Source organism: Pseudotenacibaculum sp. MALMAid0570 (genome assembly GCF_040151415.1).
Lineage (GTDB): Bacteria > Bacteroidota > Bacteroidia > Flavobacteriales > Flavobacteriaceae > Polaribacter.
On sequence record NZ_JBDKWF010000046.1, the window covers coordinates 178,041 to 198,683 of the forward strand.

Here is a 20,643-nt window from a genome sequence, read left to right on the forward strand (position 1 = left end):
TTCGGAATGCCTCAATTGTGGACATCCTTTTTTTGGTCATGAGAAGTATTGTCCTGAATGCGGGCAGAAAAATAAAGGTCGTCAGATTACATTTATTAGTTTTGTTAAAGAAGTCTTTAACGGATTTATTTCTTGGGACGCTAAATTTTGGAATACACTAATTCCATTACTTATAAAACCAGGAAAAGTATCTAAAGATTTTATACAAGGAAGAAGAATTCGATACTCAAACCCTTTTCAATTCTATTTAACAGCTTCCATTCTTTTCTTTTTAATTTTTGGCGCTATTGATAGTTATAACAGATTCAATGAACTAACCAAAGGAAGTAAAAAACAGACAGATACACTTACAAGCATGAGTCAAGCCATCAACACTAAAGAAATAGATGCAGATTCAATTGTAAATACGATGAGTGAAAAATTAGATAATTCATTTATTCCGTTAGATTCGGTTCAAAAGAAAAAGATATTAGATGAAATAAAAAAACAAGCTAAAGACACCACTGCAAATAGGAACAGAGGTGCAATCTCCTTTGGAGGAGGAACACGTTTCGACAAGTTTGCGGTTTTTAATCAAAAGTATCCAGACATAAGTATAGATGATGCTTTGGACAGTTTAGGTTACGAAAAAAAGTTCTTTAATCGGTTTATGTATGACAGAGCTAGGATGTCTACTTCTTTCTTTAAAAATAAGGAAAGTGGTAAAAAGTTTTTAAATCAAATGCTTTCTTACGCATCTGTTTCTTTGTTTATTTTACTACCAATTTTTACACTTTTTTTAAAACTCTTTTACATTAGAAGAAAATTCACCTATGTAGAACATTTGATTTTTGTTTTTCATACACAAACTGTATTCTTCTTACTTTTAATACTATTTGTAGTTTTAAATTTCTTTACAGACAATGCTCCAATTTGGGTATTTAATATTCTTTTCCTTATCTACCTTTTCTTGGCAATGAAAAAGTTTTACAGTCAAGGATATTTTAAAACCTTTTTTAAATTTATTTTAATTAATTGTGTGTATTTATTTCTAGCTTCGATAGGAGCATTCTTTGTAGCGCTTATCTCCTTTATTTTTGTTTAAGGAAGCTCCAATAATTGAGTTATCGAATCATTTAACAAGTCTTGATATTGTAAAGTCACATTTGCTTCAACCTTTTTTACCGATGTAACACTTACAGTTTCTACATAAGATCTTTTCATTTTCAATGTTGTTCCTTCAGCCCCTTTATCTGTACTTAAATGAAAATCTAATATTTCTGCTTGATTATAATCTTTATGATTCTGCAGCCATTCATCAAACCACTCATTTCGATCTTCCTTAGTTTGAAAATCATACAATGTTGAAGAAGACCAAATTTTGGGTTTTTGAGCTAGTTCTTGAAAATGTTTCTGAGTACCATCCCATACCAATTCATAGGTGTTTAGATTGCTATTCCAATCTACTAGAATTATGGTAAAAGGCTCAATATTATCAAAATCAAATTCTTCTATATAACGAACTGGATCATCAATGCTCAGAATATTTTTAACAACAACTCCTCTACTCATTCTATAGGATGAATTTCTTTGGTGTTTTTCAAACCCTCCATTCAATAAGCAAACCAATCTGTTTTTATCACTCAATCCTATCCATGTACCGCCAGCTAGTTTGTCTTTTGGATAAGTTAACTCCACATCATTTTCTGTATACTTTTGTGGTGCTATTGTTTTTCGCATAGGGCTTTCATCTCTGTTAGATGTTAGAATAAACCCATCGTTTTTAAGTGGTAAATACGTAACTGTACACATGCAATTAATTGCGTTTTTGATTTTTGATTTTCTTTAAAAAAAGGAAAACTTGTTCAATCTTTTAATTCGTTATGTCTTTGTTGGTTACATCACTCATTATTGTATGAAATATTGTAACTTCGCGACACCAAAATTAGTCGATTACAAATTAAAAACATACAAAATGGGAAAAGGTTTTTTTCATGTACCTACAGCAATCAATGAGACGGTAAAATCCTACGCTCCTGGAAGTCCAGAAAGAGAAGCTGTTTTAAAACAATACAAAGAATATTTCAACGGAAGTGAAGATGTTCCGATGTATATTGGTTCTGAAGAAGTTAGAACTGGTAACACTAGAAATATGACTCCTCCTCATGATCATCAACACGTTGTTGGGCAGTATCACCTTGGAGAAAAAAAGCATGTAGAAACTTCAATTGCTGAAGCTTTAGAAGCAAGAAAAGCTTGGTCTCAAATGCCATGGGAACAAAGAGCCGCTATTTTCTTAAGAGCTGCTGAATTGGTTGCTGGTCCTTATAGAGCAAAAATTAATGCTGCTACTATGATCGCGCAATCAAAAACCATTCACCAAGCTGAGATTGATGCTGCTTGTGAGTATATAGATTTCTTACGTTTCAACGTAGAATTTATGTCACAAATCTATGATGAGCAACCTGATTCTGCTGAAGGAATTTGGAACCGAGTAGAATACAGACCTTTAGAAGGTTTTGTATACGCAATTACTCCCTTTAACTTTACTGCAATTGCTGGAAATTTACCTGCAAGTGCTGCAATGATGGGTAATACTGTAGTTTGGAAACCTTCTGATCATCAAATCTTCTCTGCAAAAGTATTGATGGATATCTTTAAAGAGGCTGGGTTACCTGACGGAGTTATTAATATGGTCTACGGAGATCCAGTAATGATTACAGATACTGTTTTAGCTAGTCCAGACTTTGCTGGAATCCATTTTACAGGTTCTACATTTGTTTTCAAAGAAATTTGGAAAAAGATTGGTGAAAATATTCACAACTACAAAACATATCCAAAAATTGTAGGAGAAACAGGTGGTAAAGACTTTATTATTGCTCATCCATCAGCAAATCCTAAGCAAGTTGCTACAGGAATTAGCCGTGGAGCTTTTGAATTCCAAGGACAAAAATGTTCTGCTGCTTCAAGAGTATACTTACCAAAATCATTGGCTGAAGAAACTTTAAATTATGTAAAAGAAGACATCACTTCTTTTAAAATGGGATCTCCAGAAGACATGGGCAACTTTATTACCGCTGTAATTCACGAAGGTTCTTTTGATAAATTGGCTTCTTTTATAGATGGAGCTAAAAATGATGCTGATGCTGAAATTTTTGCTGGAGGAAATTATGATAAATCCAAAGGTTATTTTGTTGAACCAACAGTCATCTTAACCAAAGACCCAAAATACACTACAATGTGTACAGAATTATTTGGCCCTGTTGTTACAGTTTATGTTTATGATGATGCCGATTGGTCTGAAACATTAAAATTAGTTGACGGAACATCTGAATATGCTTTAACTGGAGCTGTTTTCTCAACAGACAGATATGCTGTTACTGAAGCAACCAAAGCATTAGAAAACTGTGCTGGAAACTTCTATATTAACGACAAGCCGACTGGAGCTGTTGTAGGACAACAACCTTTTGGAGGCGCTAGAGCTTCTGGAACAAATGACAAAGCTGGTTCTGCACAAAATCTATTAAGATGGGTGTCACCAAGATTAATCAAAGAAACATTTGTTTCGCCAACTGATTACAGATATCCTTTCTTAGGAGAATAAATTTAAAGCCTCACTCATGTGAGGCTTTTTTATTGCTAAAGATTTTGATTAAGTTTACAGTACAATCATACTATTATGAACACGATAGACGTTTATCAATTCTTTAAAAATCACCCTGCATTCAACAAGCTTGTTGGCGATGATTATCTGTTTGTAGAATATAAATGCCCTATCAACTCTGAGCAATTCAAACTTTGGTCTGAATCTGATTTTATCTCATATGTAATTAGTGGTAAAAAAGACTGGACTTCTTTACATCAAAAAATCAGCACTAATGAAGGTGAAGCTGTATACATTAGAAAAGGAGTTTATAACACAAAGCAATACTTTGAAGTTGATTACTGCGTGATGCTCTTTTTTGTAACCGATGATTTTATTCGCCGTTTTATGAATGAGTTTTCTACTCCAAAAATTGAACTTCAGAATTCTTATCCTCAAATTTTTGAAATAGATGTAGATGATACATTAACGTCGTTATTTATGACTGTCTTTAATTATTTCAAACAAGGAGGAAATATCCCTAAAGATCTGGTAGAATTAAAATTCAAGGAACTTTTTTACAATATTGCTTTGAATCCTGCCAACAAATCAATTGCCTCATTCTTTCAATCTCTTCAAAATAAAGAGAAAGCAAATTTGGATTACATCATGATGAAAAATTTTCATAGTGATCTAACAATAGAAGAATACGCTAAGCTTTCTGGAAGAAGTCTATCATCTTTTAAAAGAGATTTCAAAGAATATTTTAAAGAAACACCTAGAAAATGGATTAATAATATGAGGTTAGAGTATGCCAAAACACTTTTAGAAAATTCTCAGTTGAACATCAATGAGATTTGTTATGAGAGTGGTTTCAAAAATTCTTCTCACTTCAATACAGCATTTAAAGAAAAATATAAGCTTCCACCTCGTCAATTCAAGACACAAGTTTCTTAAAATTCACTTTTGAACTTTTTAGGAAGCTTTTTGAGCTTTTAAGAAAACTCTAGCTTGGGAGTCATTAATACTTTTGACACAAATTTATAAGTCATGAAAAAAATATTAATGTTTACTTACTCAGTTGTTGCTTATGCCATAGCATTTGCTTCACTATTATTATGGATTCTTTCAGCTTCAAATCTAATTCCTGAAATATCCATTGATGGAACTCCTACAATGTCTTTTGAATGGGCATTGCTAAAAAACCTTGGTTTAATTTGTTTGTTTGGCGTACCACATAGTATAATGGCCAGAAAACCTTTTAAAAAATTTATTACTCAATACATGCCTAAACCTATAGAGAGAAGCACTTATGTTTTAACCGCAGGTGTTTTGTTGGCTATTTTAGTTTGGTTTTGGGAACCTATGGGTGGAATTGTTTGGAGCATAGCCCCTAAAACTATCGGATACTATACATTATATGCATTGTTCTTTACTGGATGGATTATTCTGTTTATTAGTACTTTCTTAATCAACCATTTTGATTTATTTGGGTTACGACAAACCTACCTTGAGCTTGTTAATAAACCTTACACCGATTTAAATTTCAAAGTATACTCCTTTTATAAATATGTTAGGCACCCCTTGTATCTTGGAGGAATCATTGGAGTTTGGGCTACTCCTCATATGACGGTAACTCATTTGGTTTTTGCTATTCTTATCACAAGTTATTTTGTCGTAGGAACGCTCTTCGAAGAGAGAGATCTTATCAAAGAGTTTGGAGACACTTATAGAAAGTATCAAAAGAAAACCCCTATGTTAATTCCATTAACCAAGTTCCTTAAAAAATAGTCTATGAGAAATTCAATAGTATACAGTAAACAACAGCCTTTGATAGATACTTATAAAGAGCATCCAGACAAGGCAATGATTACAGACTATGCAAAAGTAGAAGGCAAGCACTTTAAAGACCCTTTGCACACATCATTGATTTTAAATGATGAAACTCAAGACCGAATTGATGTTGGAATTCATAGAGCTATTGGCGGATTGCATGATATTGCAAATCCTGGAGACATCCTCTGCGGTGCATTAGCTTCTTGCTTTGAAAGTACATTGAGAATGATTGCTAATAGATTAGGCATTCAACTTTTAAACACCTCAATAGTTGCAAAAGCAATGGTAGATGTTAGAGGCACATTACAAATGAGCAAGACAGTACCTGTAGGGTTTCAAAAAATGACTCTTGAGATTTCCATCAATGCTCATGAAGACACAAAACCTTATCTAATTTCTACTTTAATCAAGGCATCAGAATATTCTTGTGTAGTATATCAGACTCTAAAAAGAGCACTTCCTATAGAACTTAAAGTTCTTACAGAAGTATCTCAAAAGATAATTGTTAAAGAAATCTAAATTTTAACTCCTACATCAAAATTGTTAAGGGAACTATGCTATATGTAGTTCCTTTTTTTATTTATTGTATTTTTGAGCAAATTCCCAACCAACCAATTTTAATGAGAAAGGTTATTTTTCTATTGCTATTCATATCGTATTATGGATATTCTCAAGTCAATAAAAAAACAGTTCATGTAAAATACATTGAACAAGAAATTAAAATAGATGGTGTTTTAGATGAAGATGCTTGGTCGCTTGTTAGGCCAGCCACTGATTTTTTTCAGTATTTCCCAACTGACACTGCCCAAGCCAAACGCCAAGCCGAAATTCAGTTTCTCTTTGATGATGAAAACCTTTATGTTGGAATCAAAGTATATGCAAAAGGGAAGGATTTTGTAGTCCCTTCTTTACGTAGAGACTTTAGAGCTGGAGGAAGTGATAATATTACTTTGATGTTTGACACCTTTAACGATGGCACCAATGCATTTATCTTTGGTTCTAATCCTTATGGAGTGCGTCGTGAGATATTGTTATCAGGAGGAGGAAACGATTTAAGAGGTTTCAATGGAGCATGGGATACCAAATGGTTTGGAGAATCTAAAATTCACGATGATCATTATATCCTTGAATGGAAAATTCCATTATATGCTTTTAAATATAGAGAAGGAGAAACCAAATGGCGTTTTAACAGTTATCATTTCGACACTCAAGACAACGAAAGAAATACATGGATTAACATTCCTCAAAATCAGTTCATCTTTAGCTTAGCTTATATGGGAGATATGGTTTTTGAAAAACCTTTGGGAAAATCAAAATCTCCTATTTCTGTTATTCCTTATATCAACGGCATAGCTGGAAAGAATTACGAAACTGGCGAAACTATCAGCGATTTCAAATTTGGAGGGGATGCTAAAATGACCATTGCTAATAGTTTAAATTTAGACCTCACCATCAATCCAGATTTCTCTCAGGTTGAAGTTGATCAACAGGTTACAAACCTAACACGATTTGAAGTTGGCTTACCAGAACGCAGACAATTTTTTATAGAAAATAGTGATCTTTTTGGTGATTTTGGAGACAATAGAGACGCTAATCCTTTCTTTTCAAGAAGAATTGGAATTGCCAAAGACATTAACGGAAATAATATTGAAAACAAAATTATTGCTGGAGTACGATTAAGTGGAAAGTTAAACAATGATCTTCGCCTAGGTTTTTTAAACATGCAAACCAGTGAAGACGTAGCCAATGAAATTCCTACAGTAAATAATGCTGTAATATCCTTACAACAAAAAGTATTTAGCAGATCAAATATTAGTCTTTTGTTTATCAACAAACAAGCAACAAAAGATTATGATTTTCTAGCTGAAGAAGATAAATACAATAGAGTATTAGGAATTGATTATGCCTTAGCATCAAAAGACAATACTTGGAGAGGTAAATATTTTTTCCACAAATCTTTTTCACCAGGAGTAAAATCCAACGATTTCTCTGCAGGTTTTAGAACAGAATTCAATAATCGAAGGCTAGGCATCAGATTAAGTGGTGTTTATGTTGCTGATGATTTTCGTTCTGATTTAGGATTTGTGAGACGTACAGATATCTTTAAAATAAACCCACAATTTGAACTCAAGTTTTGGCCAAAAAAAGGAGCTATCCAACGACATAGTTTTTCGGTTACTCCTATTTATATATGGAGACCCGAGTTGAGTTATGAAAATTCTGATTATTTAATTATAAGCAGATGGAGAGCAAGCTTTAAAGACAACTCAGAATTAAGCTTAGAAATGTTTAATCGTTTTACGCGTTTGTATAGTTCTTTTGACCCAACTGGCACAGATGGAGGTATTGAACTACCTGCAAATCAAAACTATTATTATACCAGTTTTGAAGCCTCTTTTAGATCCGATCAAAGAAAAACTGTTTCCTATAGAATTAACCCTTCTTTTGGAGCTTTCTTCAACGGAAGCAAATATTCACTTGAAGCAAACATGACATTAAGGCTTCAACCTTATTTTTCTGGATCTATTCAGTTAAATTATGATAAAATTAATCTACCTGATCCATATCCTGATGCATCAATCTGGTTAATCGGACCAAGGCTGGATGTTACTTTTACAAAAAATATTTTTTGGGCTACCTTTTTACAATACAGTACCCAAAGAGAGAACTTTAGCGTTAATACTAGGCTACAATGGAGAGTGGCGCCATTATCGGATTTATTTTTAGTATATAACGACAATTACGCCACAGATATTTTTAGTCCTAGATTTCGTTCTATCAACCTCAAGTTTACTTATTGGTTGAATATGTAATGTATTGCAAATCCCTTTAACATTTATTTAAGAAAGACTGGCACTAGAATACTTAATTTCGAAAACGCAAAATTTAATCACAAACAAATAGTTTATTATGATACGTAAAACAATTTCAAGAATACTTGTTGTTTTATTTGTTTTTGGGCTTGCATTGGATGTGGAAGCACAACGCAAGAACAGAAAGAAAAACAAAAAAGGTAAAACGGAACAAGTTGCGAAGCCAAAACCTAAAAAACCTGCTCCTAAAAAAGGAGGTATTCAACCTTATGGAAAGGTAGTAACCAAGGACATGAAAACCGATGATGGTTTGTTCAAAGTTCACTCAAAAGATCAAAAGTATCTTTTTGAAATTCCAAACTCTTTATTAGGAAGAGAAATGCTTATGGTAACTAGAATTGCCAAAACAGCTAGCGGAATTGGATTTGGTGGAGGAAAAACCAACACACAAGTATTGCGTTGGGAACGTAAAGGGAAACAAATTCTTTTAAGAGTTGTTTCTCATACAGTAGTTGCTGATACAATATTACCAGTTCATGAGGCTGTTGTAAACTCTAATCTAGAGCCTATTTTACATTCTTTCCCAATCAAAGCATATAATAAAGATACAACTGGAGTTGTAATTGATGCAAGTACTCTTTTAACTTCAGATATTAAAGCAATGGGACTTCCTCAGTTTAGAAGAACTCAATACAGAGTTACTAGAATGGATAAGACTCGTTCTTATGTAGAAAGAGTAAGTAGCTACCCTCAAAATATCGAATTAAGACATGTAAAAACATATGCGTCTAGTAGACCTCCATCAAATACAAGTGTTGGGTCTATTACTGTAGAAATGAGTAACTCAATGATCTTGTTACCAGAGGTTCCAATGAAACGTCGTTATTTTGATGAAAGAGTTGGATGGTTTGCAAGAGGACAAGTAGATTATGGTTTAGAAGCTCAAAAGAGTAAAACTGTAACTTACTTAGACCGTTGGAGATTAGAAGTTAAAGATGAAGATATTGAAAAGTTCAAAAGAGGTGAATTAGTAGAGCCTAAGAAACCTATTGTATACTATATAGATAGAGCAACTCCAAAAGTTTGGAGAAAATACATCAAGCAAGGTATTGAAGATTGGCAAGTTGCTTTTGAAGCTGCAGGTTTCAAAAATGCGATTATTGCAAAAGATCCTCCAAGCAAAGAAGAAGATCCAGATTGGTCTCCAGAAGACGTACGTTATTCTGTAGTTCGTTATTTAGCTTCTCCTATTCCAAATGCAAATGGACCTCACGTAAGTGATCCTCGTTCTGGAGAAATCTTAGAATCAGATATCAACTGGTATCACAATGTAATGACTTTATTACGTAACTGGTTCTTTGTACAAACTGCAGCAATCAATCCTGATGCTCAAGGAACTGAATTTAAAGACGAGGTAATGGGACGTTTAATTCGTTTTGTATCTTCTCACGAGGTAGGTCATACTTTAGGATTACCACACAATATGGGATCAAGTGTTGCTTATCCTGTAGATTCTTTACGCTCTAAGAGCTTTACGCAAAAGTACGGAACTGCTCCTTCTATTATGGACTATGCTCGTTTTAACTACGTAGCGCAACCAGAAGACAAAGGTGTAGCACTGATGCCAAATATCGGACCATATGATAAATATGCTATTTCTTGGGGATATCGTCCAATTTTAGACAAGTCTGCTAAGGAAGAAAAAGCAACTTTAGATCAATGGATTTTAGCTAAGGCTGGAGACCCTATGTATCGTTTTGGACACCAACAAGCTGGTGGTGTAGTTGACCCTAGTTCGCAAACTGAAGATTTAGGAGATGATGCTATTAAAGCGAGTGCTTATGGTATTAAAAACTTAAAGCGCATCATGCCTAACTTAGAAAGATGGACAACCAAAAAAGGAGAAACTTATGATGAATTAGGTACTATGTACGGACAAGTTCTTAGTCAATTTAACCGTTATATGGGCCATGTAGCTGCTAATGTTGGTGGTGTTTACGAGTACTACAAAACTGCCGATCAAGATGGTGCTGTTTATACTCATGTAAATAAAACTCACCAAAGAAACGCACTTAAATTCATCAATAAAGAATTATTTGCTACTCCAAAATGGATGATTGACAAAAACATTTTTGACAAAACTCAATTTTCTGGAGCTGTTGAAAGAATTGGTGGTTTACAAGCAAGAGCTTTAAACAACATTTTAAATGCTGGAAGAATGGCTCGTATGATTGAAAACGAAACCTTAAACGGAAACAAAGCTTATACTGTAGTAACTATGTTCTATGACTTACGTCAAGGAGTTTGGACAGAATTATACAACGGTAGAAGAATTGATACTTATAGAAGAAACTTACAAAGGGCTCACATTAGTCGTTTAGATTTCTTATTAAACAGAGCTCAAAATCAGAGAGGTGCAAATGCAGGTTACTTTAAACAAAGTACTGTAAACATCAATCAATCTGATATTAGAGCTATGGTAAGAGGAGAATTAAACAGATTAAAGCGTGATATTAGAGCAAACATCTCTAAAGCTCCTAATACAACTACTAGATATCATTTACAAGATGCAATTGCTAGAATTGACAAAGCATTGGATCCAAAGTAATTCTAATAGTAAACCAATAAAAAAGCCTCGCTCCCGACAATTTCGGGATGCGAGGCTTTTCTTTTTTATATTCTTTTCTTAGAATGGTAAATCATCTGGTTCATCACTGCTTAAATCTGGAGCAGCTTGAAACTGATCTACTGGTGGTAAATCTTGAGCAGGAGCAGCTTGTGCTAAATTCTCAATTCTCCATCCTTGAATAGAATTAAAATACTTAGCTTCTCCTTGAGGATTGATCCATTCTCTACCTCTTAAGTTAATAGATACTTTTACATCTTGTCCTACAGAATAGTTATTCAACAAATCCACTTTATCCTGAATAAATTCAATCATCAACATTTGAGGGTATTGCTCATCTGTTGTTACCACTAATTCTCTTTTTCTAAAACCGTTGGATCCAAAAGTTTGTGTTTCTCCAATCAGTTTAATCTTTCCTATTACTTCCATAATTTCTATTTTAATAAAAGTACTTTCCAAGCACTTTCAACATCGTTATTTTCTAAATATTCTTGGGCAAATGTATGTTTTTTTGCCTCTTCTAAACCTACAAAGTTAGGGTGATCTTTTGCAAAGTTATCAACATCATCATCTGAAGGTAAGGATTCTACATTTCCTAGCATTCCTAAATTATTTCCTGTTAAAACATTGCTATTTCTTATCGATTCTGGTATTTGATCTACTCCAATTCCTAAAGTTGATATAGGTTTTGGAATTTCAAAAAAACCATCCCTGGCTCTTGAGTAATAGCTTCCTCCGGCTCTGGCTACTAAATCTATCTTGTATTGATCTATGTTTCCATTAGCATCTAACACATCATCTTGAATGTGAATTTTAACTACCTCACACATAATTAGATTTCCAGCACCTCCTTCGTTTCCAGTATAAATAATATCTTTCACTTTGCATTCGAATTGTACAGGAGATTCAGCAACACGAAAAGGCTTCACCTTATCTGAAGGTAACATGGTAAATCCGGCTTTTATAAATTCATTTACTCCATCAGGATATTCTGTGCTACTTAGCGACATCTGATGAACAATATCATAACTTACCACATTCACAACCACTTCTTTGATTGCTTCGGCATTTTGCAAGGTATGTTTTGTTGTATTATCTCGTACTCTCCTAGCAGGAGAAAAAATCATCATGGGAGGGTTAGAACCAAACACATTAAAAAAGCTAAATGGTGATAGATTAGGATTTCCATCTTCATCAATAGTACTGGCAAAAGCAATAGGTCTTGGCGCTACTGCTCCTAATAAATATCCATGTAATTTTCCGGTAGATATTTCCTTTGGATCAATTGAAGGCATGTGAAAAAAATTTGATGAGTAAAGATACTATCAATTTTACAAATCAGTTATAGAATTGAATCCATTATATTTTTTCTGTGAAAATTAAATTTTGTGTAATAAAAACAACAAAATTTAGTTTTACTTCAAGAACCACGTTGTTAGTTAATAACATTTTTTTATCCTAGCTTATTTAAATTTTCGGATAAAAAAATTCATTTACTTTTGTTCCGATGAGTTTTTTCCAAAACACCTTTTTTTTAAAACGAATTGCCATTTTGATTTCTATTATCATAGTGTCTATGGTTTTATGGAATACTTATAGTTTCTTTAAGTTATTTAAGTTTGAAGAAAGACTTAAAATGGAGATTTTAGCTAATGCTCAAAAGGAATTGGTAACCAATACAGATTTAAATGCCAGCACTACTTTACCATTAGCTATTATAGAAAACAATAAAAACATCCCTCTAATTTTAGTTGATGAGAATGATCAGATTCTTCTAGACAGAAATGGAAATGTAGACCCTCAGAGTTATCAAAATCTTGATTCTGTAAAAGCACTTGACATTAAATATTTAGAGAAACAACTCAAAATAATGAAGAGTCAGAACGAACCTATAGAAATAAAACTTCTTGATAATAAAGTTCAAAAAATATATTACAGAAATTCTGATCTTTTAGGGAAACTTACCTACTATCCTCTAGCACTTATTCTTATTCTTACCTTATTTCTTGCCGTAATTTACATGATGTTTACATCCAATAAGATTGCAGAGCAAAATAAATTGTGGACCGGTATGGCTAAGGAAACTGCTCATCAAATAGGAACCCCTTTATCTTCATTATTGGGCTGGATAGCAATTCTAAAAACAGAGAATGTAAACGACAAATATGTTGATGAGATAGAGAATGATGTTCACAGATTAAATACAATTGCCAATCGTTTCTCTAAGATTGGCTCTTTACCTGAGCTTGCAAAACAAAATGTTGTTTTGTTAACAAAGGGTGCTTATGATTATTTAGAGTCTAGAAGTTCTAAACAAATTCAATTTAGTTTTTCTTCATCAGAAGATGAAATATTTGTAAACCTAAACAAAGAATTATTTGGTTGGGTTATTGAGAACTTGATTAAAAATGCCATTGATGCAATGCAAGGAAAAGGAAGTGTTTCTATATCCATTGAATCAACTACTAAAAAGGTGAAAATTCTTGTAACAGATACTGGAAAAGGAATTCCAAAATCTCAATTCAAACAAATCTTTAAACCTGGATTTACCACCAAAAAACGTGGTTGGGGATTAGGTCTATCACTTTCCAAAAGAATTATTGAAGATTATCACAAAGGAAAAATTTTCGTGAAAAAATCTGAACTTGGAAAAGGAACCTCTTTTGTAATCCTTTTAAATAGATTTTAAGCTCAGTTTACTCTTTTACCAATTTTTTAGTAGTAAAACTACTTCCTGAATAGATTCTAACAAGATACATTCCATCAGATAAACTTTCAATGTTAACCTCATTTAAATTTGTTGTGCGTTCCATTACTTTGCGTCCAAGTAGTGAGTATATTTCTAATTTGCTTATATGAATTGCACCCGACTTTATATAAAGTAAGTCACTCACTGGATTTGGATAGATAGTTATTGAGTCATCATCTAAGAGGTTATTAGTACTTAAAGTAGATGTTTGAATTACATCGTCAAAATAAAAAGTTGACGTTGCGCTCCCATCTCCTACATTACCAATATCAAACATAAATACTAATTTATCATAAGTTGTTACTCCTTGAGAGGAAAAATCCCAATACAAGGTTTCCCATTGTCCTGAAACTGTTGTAGGTGTTGCTAATGAAAATGCTCCGCTACCTGATTGTCTTTCCAACTTAATTTGCATTGATGTACCAATCGGTGCTTCAGTCCATACTCTTAAACTGATATAATTATCTGTACTAAAATCTAAAGAACTATCTAAGTTTACATAAGATCCTGCCCAAGGCTGACCTCCATTTCTAACTATCTTAGCTAAGTTAGAACTTGTATTGCCATTATCTTGGGGTGTCATAACAGATTCTACAGTGGCAGTACCTCCATCAAAATTATTAAAATCTGCCGTAGTTATTCCGCTTTCAAAATCAAATGGCAATCCTGTTAACCCAGATGAAGAGCAATCAGTACCTTGATATGAAAATGTCATCCGCCCTAGATTAAATTCTCCGTTATCAACGGAAAGTCTCATTACATGAATTCCTGCAGTTAAATTAATCGTGGTTGTTTTATTATTCCAATTATTCCAATCTCCTGTATGTGACATTACAATATTTGGACTCACTTGGTTTCCGTCAATTTCAAAATGAAAAGGTCCTCCTCCATTTGTATTTCCAGAAGCATAACGAAAATTCAAATCATAACAACCTGTAGTTTGAACATCTATTGTATATTCTAACCATTCTCCAGCTGTAATCCATCCTACTGTTATTCCTTCAGTTGTATCAGAAACTGCATCTACATATTCATCTGTTCTAAAATCTCCTTCATTAACCACAGAAGAATCAAAGTAAGAAATGTTCTGTCCATTTCCTCCTTCAAAGTAATCATAATGACCTGCTTCTATAGTTCCAGGAATTGTGTGATTGGCATTGGTATAAGGCAATTGATCTCCTACTAAAACTGTAATTACATTGGTTATATTAAATTCTGAATTCACATAAACTTTAGCATACATATCATGTATTCCTAAAGTTAAATTAGGCGTTGTAAGTTCATAAGGTGCTGTTGTATCTTCTCCTAGAAGATTACTACCATTATAAAACTCAACTTTTGTTATACCACTTCCAGTTGTATTAGAAGTAAGATTAATACTATTATTCTCATCAACTTGGTATGCATTTGCTTCTAAAATCCCTGTTACTCCTATATCTCTATTTGTAGCCATTGAATTAGCTGGAACAGTAAGCATAAAGCCATCTGAAAATGTTACCGTAATTTGAGTGTCAGAATAGTTATGTGCCACATAAGTAGTTACTCCATTATCTGTAAATGCAACAGCAATTGGATAATCTGCTGTTATAGATGCCTCTATTGTTCCCATTGCATTCATAGAATGTAACCAATGATATGTTTGTGCATCAGAAATTCCAAATTTTAAATTACGATTGGGGTAAGAATTGTATAGATTTATTGCGGCTTGCGCATCTGTTAAAGACAAATATTTCCAATAAGTATCATGCCATAAATTAGGATTTTCTTCATTACTTAAAATACCTGTATTTGCAGCCATTTCTGCCCATAATGATTGTGCATAAGATTGGTTGTGTCCTAAATATAAAGAGCCTCCATGTATTGGGTATATTTCTATACCATAAGATGCGGCAATATCGCTAGTAAAAAAAGTGCCATTATCATACGAATTTCCCCATACTCTTGAAACTAAGCTATAAGGGTGAGAAGGTTGAAAATTTCTTTCATACATGTCAAACCAATACTCTTCTACTGCTGTTTGCTCTGTGGTATAGATATAAATTCCCAAATCTCTAATAGCAGTGTTTTCAGTAATTGTTCCCCAATGAATTAAAGAAGAAGCAAACTGCATACTTTCTGAAGTTGATTCTTGATCATTTCCATGAGGAAAAGTTGCAAATCCGTTTGCCCAACTATGTCCCGCATAAGGGCTAAAATTTCTTAAAAAAGGAAATAACGGATCATTTCTATCTTCTGAAGCTGCATCTCGTATCAATAAATTAATCATATCTCCCCATTGGTTAGACCATCCAGGTTCAAATTGTTCCATAAAAGCAGCGGCATGAATAAAGTATCCCCAATGAAAGTGATGATCATTGATATTATTGTCTTGACCGTGTCCTGCAGGATATCCTAACATTGCAGACCAATCGCTATTGTAATAGAACAGAAAAGCTACTTCTCCTGATTGATATGTTAACCAGTCTTCCAAACGTTCTTTTATGGTCGCGATAATTTTATTTCTTGCTTCAACATCTCCAGTTTGATCTGCTATTCTGGCTGTTTGGATTAATCTATTCATAGACTGCCCTTCGTTATACGAATCTGTCCATGTAGCCAAAGCATCATTCTCTATTTGAGATATTTTAGCATGTAATGCCGTTGGATCGTAATCAGAACTATAATGTCCTAAATTGGGCAATGTTGGAAGTATTCCTTTGAATTTGTTTTCAACTGAAAAACTATTCCCGTCCAATGTTTTTAGTTCTCCTCTAACCGTCTCATAACTATATTCATTAGGTGTTAAAGATCCACTTGATAAATTATTCCATTGATGTGGTAATAATCCTAAGAGAACATTTGTTTCAGTTCCTTCTTTTACATCAGTAGTTACAGAAAAAGTGGTAGATAGTATAGAAGTACTATCATCATAACTCCATGAAGTAATCGTATTTTCAGGAAATACGTATGCGTATTTTTTATACTCCTGTGCAACTGTAGTAACATTGGTCGTACTCAAAGGGAGCATTGCCATTGACCAATAGTTGTTTCCATTAAGTGTTGAAGTATATGTATTACCAGATTGTGACCATGAACTACCAACTGGGGCATAAAACACAAAATCTGCTCCACTAGCTGCATTTTCTACAATTAAAATTTCATCAGAGATACTTACTGTACCTGAATTTATTACAATCTCAACTACATCATTTGTATCTTTTTCATAATAAACAAACGGCATTCCTATTCCTGAAGTTGCTTGTAAATGATGAGATCCATCATTCCAACTCATTGTAACAGTCCAATCAGAATAGTCAGAAACCTCAGTCTTTGAAGCGTTTAATCCTGAAACCCCAACTTCAATTGGAGCAGAATCTCCAATTGGCCCCCAAGGAATATAAGTAACAATCAAGCCTTTATTTTGAGTTTTGAAAGTCATGGGATAATTAAATAAATTATCTGCGTGATCTTCTTTAATTAATTTAGACCACCAATCGTTTGTAGGAACCGGTTTCCCGAATGCATTTCCGCTAATCTGTGGTGTTCCTGATGGAAAACCATTTCTTCCAGCAGAATCTGTTCCTGGAAATGTTGTCGTATAACTACCATCACCAACAGTTACTTGCGCTGTTACTAGAAGTGAATTAATGATTACAAAAAAGCTTATAAATAACTGTAAAAATCTTGATGAGGCAGGTTTCATAGAAACATCTATTTTGAGGATGCTAACAAATGTAACTTAAACCAGTCCTAAAACAGAAAATAGAACCTATACAAAAACCCAACAAGCCTATGTTGTGTTGACCTTTTGGGAATTATATGTTATAAAATTAGTATAACAAATTAAGTATAGTCATACTAGAAAAGACTATTGAAAATTAGCGGAAATTAGCTTAGCCACAGTTAAAAATTCCTCTTGAGAGAGCTTCTCTTTTTTTACAAATCGCATATCATCCATAAAGTTGATTGGAATCAAATGCACATGTACATGAGGTACCTCCAACCCTATTACACTCATTCCAATACGTTCGCAAGGAATGGCTTTTTCTAAAGCTTTAGCAACTCGGTATGAGAAGTCCATCAAACCTTTATAGATTTCTTTATCTAAATCAAAGATTTTATTAACTTCTTGCTTCGGAATTACTAAGGTATGTCCTTTGGCATTTGGATTGATATCAAGAAAAGCATAATAATTTTCGTCTTCAGCAACTTTATAGGAAGGGATTTCTCCTTGAACAATTTTGGTAAAGATGGTAGCCATACATTTGATTTTTGATAAAAATAAAAAACGCTTTTCGATTGAAAAGCGTTTTTTATGGTTTTTCTATTTATTCTATCTTGAAATTTCTACAACTTCAAAACTCATCATTCCATTGGGTACTTGAATTTCTGCTACATCACCAACTTCTTTTCCTAGCAATCCTTTTCCAATAGGAGAATTGACTGATAATTTCCCGTTTCTTACATCTGATTCAGAATCAGCGACCAAAGTATAGGTAAACTCCATCCCGTTTGCTGTATTCTTAATTTTTATAGTAGAATGAATTAATATTTTAGAAGTATCTAATTGAGATTCATCAATAATTCTTGCGTTCGCAACTACATTTTTCAACTTTGCGATTTTGGTCTCCAGTAAAGATTGTTCTTCTTTTGCAGCATGATATTCTGCATTCTCACTTAAATCTCCTTTATCTCTAGCATCAGCAATTTCTTGAGAAACTCTTGGACGTTCTACTTGCTCAAGATGAGCTAACTCATCTTTTAATTTTTTTAAACCTTCAGGTGTATAATATGATACATTCCCCATAATCTTTCTTTTTTTCTTAGCTACCTAAGTAACTTCTCATATAAACAAAAAATCTCATAGCCCTTTTACAGAATGAGATTTACACTACAAATGTACAAAATATTTGTAAATTGCTCTCGTTTTACTAGAAAACCCTTAAGATATCTTTATGAAGAAAGTTGCATTTTTATTCCTCACAGTTTTATTTTTAAGCTGTACTTCCAACAACAATGACAATGACTGCTTTCCTTTTGTAAGCGTGAATGAGACTATCAATTTGAATCTTCCTGCGTTTATAAATCTTCAAGTTCCTGGAGGTTGGGAATATGCTCCTGGAGGACATCAAGGTTTAATAATCTACAATATTAATGGCGTTCAATTCAAAGCATACGACAGATTGTGTCCTGGTCAAAATATTTCATCTTGCTCACAAATGATTGTAGATTCGAATTTGAGAATACTTTGCCAATGTGATGATAGTGAATTTAACATTCTTAACGGGTCTCCATTAACTCCTGGAGTTTCTTGTTTTGCCAAAGAATATCTTGTTGAGAACTTAAATGGAAGTATTCTAAGAATCACCAATTTTTAATCTTTTTAAGAAAATAGAATTTGTACTTTTGTAACTCATTTCAATAACAGTACAAGTTGAAAAGTTATTTTTCTTCAGATTTCAAATTAGGAGTACTTGGTGGTGGTCAATTAGGCCGAATGTTACTCGCTGAAACTCAAAAACTAGATATTTACACTGTAATTTTAGATGCTTCTGTTGAAGCTCCTTGTGCGCAGATTTGTAACGAATTTCATCATGGAAACCTCTTAGATTTTGAAACTGTTTACAATTTTGGAAAAAAGGTAGATCTTTTAACCATTGAAATTGAAAACGTAAATATTGATGCTTTAGATAAGTTAGAATCAGAAGGCTTGGAAATTTACCCAAAACCTAAAGACCTAAGAATCATTCAAAACAAAGCACGTCAAAAGAATTTTTACAAAGATCATAACATTCCTACTTCAGATTTTTCTCATTATGCCTATATAGAAGAACTGAAGCATTCTCTTGAAAACGATGTACTTGATTTTCCTTTTGTGTGGAAATCTGCACGATTTGGATATGATGGAAATGGCGTAAAAATTGTTAAAAGTTATGCTGATTTGGAAGGACTTCCTTCTGGAGAATGCATTGCAGAAAAATTGATTCCTTTCAAAAATGAATTGGCTGTAATTGTTGCTAGAAATAAAAAGGGCGAGATTAAAACATATCCTGTGGTTGAAATGGAATTTCACCCTGAAGCAAATCAAGTTGAATATGTGATTTGTCCAGCTAGAATTAGTGATGATGTTGCTGAAAAAGCTAGAGAAGTTGCTTTAAAAGTTGCAGATTCATTTGATTTCATTGGGTTGTTAGCAGTAGAAATGTTTCAAACTCAAGAAGATGAAATTTTAGTAAATGAAGCAGCTCCAAGAACACATAATTCTGGACATTATAGTATAGAAGCAAGCTATACTAGTCAGTTTGAACAACACCTTCGAAGTATCCTTAACCTTCCTTTAGGAAACACAGAAAGCAAAGTAGCTGGAATTATGGTAAATTTGGTAGGTGCTGAAGGCTACACTGGAGATGTAGTTTATAAAAATATTGAAGAGATTTTAAACATTGAAGGAGTTACACCTCATATTTATGGAAAGAAAACAACTAAACCTTTCCGGAAAATGGGACATGTAACTATTGTAGATAAAGATATTAATAGAGCTCGGAAAACTGCTCAAAAGGTTAAAGAAACAATCAAAGTAATAAGCAAATAGTTATGGTAGGAATTATCATGGGAAGCGATTCAGATCTTCCAATTATGCAAGAAGCAATTGACATTTTGGAAAGTTTTGATATTTCAATCGAAGTAGATATTGTCTCTGCTCACAGAACTCCTGAAAAATTATTCGATTATGCTACCAAAGCTCATACTCGGGGAATTAAAGTAATTATTGCTGGAGCCGGAGGTGCGGCTCATCTTCCCGGAATGGTTGCTTCTATGAGTCCTCTTCCAGTAATTGGTGTTCCAGTAAAAAGTAGAAACTCTATTGATGGTTGGGATTCTGTACTTTCTATACTACAAATGCCCGGCGGAGTTCCTGTAGCTACTGTAGCGTTAGATGGCGCTAAAAATGCTGGAATCTTAGCCGCACAAATTATTGGTGCTTCAGACAAATGTGTCCTAGACAAAATTGTAGCCTACAAAGAAGGCTTAAAAATGAAAGTGAATAAAGCTTCTGAAAGAGTAAAAAAATAATTCC

General features: G+C 33.4%; 17 protein-coding genes and 1 pseudogene. 12 read left to right on the forward strand and 6 right to left on the reverse strand.

What is annotated here, in order from left to right:
• Positions 1-127: 127 nt before the first annotated feature.
• Both AAON49_RS14410 and AAON49_RS05565 read left to right on the forward strand, forming a co-directional pair.
• Positions 128-259, forward strand: a pseudogene (locus tag AAON49_RS14410) (DUF3667 domain-containing protein); the annotation flags it as partial.
• 96 nt (positions 260-355) lie between these two features.
• Positions 356-1,084: a hypothetical protein gene (locus tag AAON49_RS05565; protein WP_349553230.1), complete on the forward strand. Its 729-nt coding sequence runs from the start codon at positions 356-358 to the stop codon at positions 1,082-1,084.
• Here the strand turns inward: AAON49_RS05565 and AAON49_RS05570 are convergent.
• A complete protein-coding gene (locus AAON49_RS05570; RefSeq protein ID WP_349553231.1) occupies positions 1,081-1,791 on the reverse strand; it encodes an NRDE family protein in 711 nt (236 codons plus the stop codon). The genes AAON49_RS05565 and AAON49_RS05570 overlap by 4 nt on opposite strands.
• A 163-nt stretch (positions 1,792-1,954) precedes the next feature.
• Between AAON49_RS05570 and pruA the strand changes: the two genes are divergently transcribed.
• From pruA to AAON49_RS05600, 6 genes are all read left to right on the forward strand, one after another.
• Positions 1,955-3,583 carry an L-glutamate gamma-semialdehyde dehydrogenase gene (pruA, locus tag AAON49_RS05575; protein ID WP_349553233.1) on the forward strand — a complete coding sequence of 543 codons (1,629 nt, stop codon included), beginning with the start codon at positions 1,955-1,957 and terminating at the stop codon, positions 3,581-3,583.
• Positions 3,584-3,658: 75 nt separating this feature from the next.
• Positions 3,659-4,519 carry a helix-turn-helix domain-containing protein gene (locus AAON49_RS05580; RefSeq protein WP_349553235.1) on the forward strand — a complete coding sequence of 287 codons (861 nt, stop codon included), beginning with the start codon at positions 3,659-3,661 and terminating at the stop codon, positions 4,517-4,519.
• Between the two features lie 93 nt (positions 4,520-4,612).
• A complete protein-coding gene (locus tag AAON49_RS05585; RefSeq protein ID WP_349553237.1) occupies positions 4,613-5,353 on the forward strand; it encodes a methyltransferase family protein in 741 nt (246 codons plus the stop codon).
• A 3-nt stretch (positions 5,354-5,356) separates the two neighbouring features.
• Positions 5,357-5,917, forward strand: coding sequence for an OsmC family protein (locus AAON49_RS05590; protein ID WP_349553239.1), 561 nt, complete (start codon positions 5,357-5,359; stop codon positions 5,915-5,917).
• A 101-nt stretch (positions 5,918-6,018) separates the two neighbouring features.
• Positions 6,019-8,211, forward strand: coding sequence for a DUF5916 domain-containing protein (locus AAON49_RS05595; protein WP_349553240.1), 2,193 nt, complete (start codon positions 6,019-6,021; stop codon positions 8,209-8,211).
• 97 nt (positions 8,212-8,308) lie between these two features.
• Positions 8,309-10,819 (forward strand): zinc-dependent metalloprotease, encoded by a 2,511-nt coding sequence (locus tag AAON49_RS05600; RefSeq protein ID WP_349553241.1) that lies wholly within the window; start codon positions 8,309-8,311, stop codon positions 10,817-10,819.
• Positions 10,820-10,897: 78 nt separating this feature from the next.
• Here the strand turns inward: AAON49_RS05600 and AAON49_RS05605 are convergent, their stop codons facing one another.
• Together AAON49_RS05605 and AAON49_RS05610 are read right to left on the reverse strand one after the other, a co-directional pair.
• On the reverse strand, positions 10,898-11,266 hold the full coding sequence (locus AAON49_RS05605) for a DUF3127 domain-containing protein (protein ID WP_349553243.1): 369 nt from the start codon (positions 11,264-11,266) through the stop codon (positions 10,898-10,900).
• A 5-nt stretch (positions 11,267-11,271) separates the two neighbouring features.
• Positions 11,272-12,132 carry a flavin reductase family protein gene (locus AAON49_RS05610; protein WP_349553244.1) on the reverse strand — a complete coding sequence of 287 codons (861 nt, stop codon included), beginning with the start codon at positions 12,130-12,132 and terminating at the stop codon, positions 11,272-11,274.
• A 212-nt stretch (positions 12,133-12,344) separates the two neighbouring features.
• Between AAON49_RS05610 and AAON49_RS05615 the strand changes: the two genes are divergently transcribed.
• Entirely contained in the window at positions 12,345-13,526 is a 1,182-nt protein-coding gene (locus AAON49_RS05615) for a sensor histidine kinase (protein ID WP_349553245.1), read from the forward strand.
• Positions 13,527-13,533: 7 nt separating this feature from the next.
• Here AAON49_RS05615 and AAON49_RS05620 read toward each other — a convergent pair whose 3' ends face one another.
• The 3 genes from AAON49_RS05620 to greA form a co-directional block, all read right to left on the reverse strand.
• Positions 13,534-17,268, reverse strand: a complete 3,735-nt coding sequence (locus AAON49_RS05620) for a glycosyl hydrolase (RefSeq protein ID WP_349553246.1) — start codon at positions 17,266-17,268, stop codon at positions 13,534-13,536.
• A 165-nt stretch (positions 17,269-17,433) separates the two neighbouring features.
• Positions 17,434-17,826 carry an HIT family protein gene (locus tag AAON49_RS05625; RefSeq protein ID WP_349553247.1) on the reverse strand — a complete coding sequence of 131 codons (393 nt, stop codon included), beginning with the start codon at positions 17,824-17,826 and terminating at the stop codon, positions 17,434-17,436.
• Positions 17,827-17,898: 72 nt separating this feature from the next.
• A complete protein-coding gene (gene greA / locus AAON49_RS05630) occupies positions 17,899-18,372 on the reverse strand; it encodes a transcription elongation factor GreA (protein ID WP_349553248.1) in 474 nt (157 codons plus the stop codon).
• A 148-nt stretch (positions 18,373-18,520) separates the two neighbouring features.
• Between greA and AAON49_RS05635 the strand changes: the two genes are divergently transcribed.
• The 3 genes from AAON49_RS05635 to purE are packed head-to-tail and all read left to right on the forward strand — an operon-like array spanning position 18,521 to position 20,639.
• A complete protein-coding gene (locus tag AAON49_RS05635) occupies positions 18,521-18,943 on the forward strand; it encodes a Rieske (2Fe-2S) protein (protein WP_349553249.1) in 423 nt (140 codons plus the stop codon).
• Between the two features lie 56 nt (positions 18,944-18,999).
• Complete coding sequence (locus tag AAON49_RS05640) at positions 19,000-20,157, forward strand: 5-(carboxyamino)imidazole ribonucleotide synthase (RefSeq protein ID WP_349553250.1); 1,158 nt, start codon at positions 19,000-19,002, stop codon at positions 20,155-20,157.
• A 2-nt stretch (positions 20,158-20,159) separates the two neighbouring features.
• Entirely contained in the window at positions 20,160-20,639 is a 480-nt protein-coding gene (gene purE / locus AAON49_RS05645; protein ID WP_349553251.1) for a 5-(carboxyamino)imidazole ribonucleotide mutase, read from the forward strand.
• Positions 20,640-20,643: the final 4 nt, after the last annotated feature.

Bases quoted from the DNA above. Each gene is read 5' to 3' on its own strand.
- AAON49_RS05565 (WP_349553230.1), top strand. From the start codon at position 356: ATGAGTCAAGCCATCAACACTAAAGAAATAGATGCAGATTCAATTGTA.
- AAON49_RS05570 (WP_349553231.1), bottom strand. From the start codon at position 1,791: ATGTGTACAGTTACGTATTTACCACTTAAAAACGATGGGTTTATTCTA.
- pruA (WP_349553233.1), top strand. From the start codon at position 1,955: ATGGGAAAAGGTTTTTTTCATGTACCTACAGCAATCAATGAGACGGTA.
- AAON49_RS05580 (WP_349553235.1), top strand. From the start codon at position 3,659: ATGAACACGATAGACGTTTATCAATTCTTTAAAAATCACCCTGCATTC.
- AAON49_RS05585 (WP_349553237.1), top strand. From the start codon at position 4,613: ATGAAAAAAATATTAATGTTTACTTACTCAGTTGTTGCTTATGCCATA.
- AAON49_RS05590 (WP_349553239.1), top strand. From the start codon at position 5,357: ATGAGAAATTCAATAGTATACAGTAAACAACAGCCTTTGATAGATACT.
- AAON49_RS05595 (WP_349553240.1), top strand. From the start codon at position 6,019: ATGAGAAAGGTTATTTTTCTATTGCTATTCATATCGTATTATGGATAT.
- AAON49_RS05600 (WP_349553241.1), top strand. From the start codon at position 8,309: ATGATACGTAAAACAATTTCAAGAATACTTGTTGTTTTATTTGTTTTT.
- AAON49_RS05605 (WP_349553243.1), bottom strand. From the start codon at position 11,266: ATGGAAGTAATAGGAAAGATTAAACTGATTGGAGAAACACAAACTTTT.
- AAON49_RS05610 (WP_349553244.1), bottom strand. From the start codon at position 12,132: ATGCCTTCAATTGATCCAAAGGAAATATCTACCGGAAAATTACATGGA.
- AAON49_RS05615 (WP_349553245.1), top strand. From the start codon at position 12,345: ATGAGTTTTTTCCAAAACACCTTTTTTTTAAAACGAATTGCCATTTTG.
- AAON49_RS05620 (WP_349553246.1), bottom strand. From the start codon at position 17,268: ATGAAACCTGCCTCATCAAGATTTTTACAGTTATTTATAAGCTTTTTT.
- AAON49_RS05625 (WP_349553247.1), bottom strand. From the start codon at position 17,826: ATGGCTACCATCTTTACCAAAATTGTTCAAGGAGAAATCCCTTCCTAT.
- greA (WP_349553248.1), bottom strand. From the start codon at position 18,372: ATGGGGAATGTATCATATTATACACCTGAAGGTTTAAAAAAATTAAAA.
- AAON49_RS05635 (WP_349553249.1), top strand. From the start codon at position 18,521: ATGAAGAAAGTTGCATTTTTATTCCTCACAGTTTTATTTTTAAGCTGT.
- purE (WP_349553251.1), top strand. From the start codon at position 20,160: ATGGTAGGAATTATCATGGGAAGCGATTCAGATCTTCCAATTATGCAA.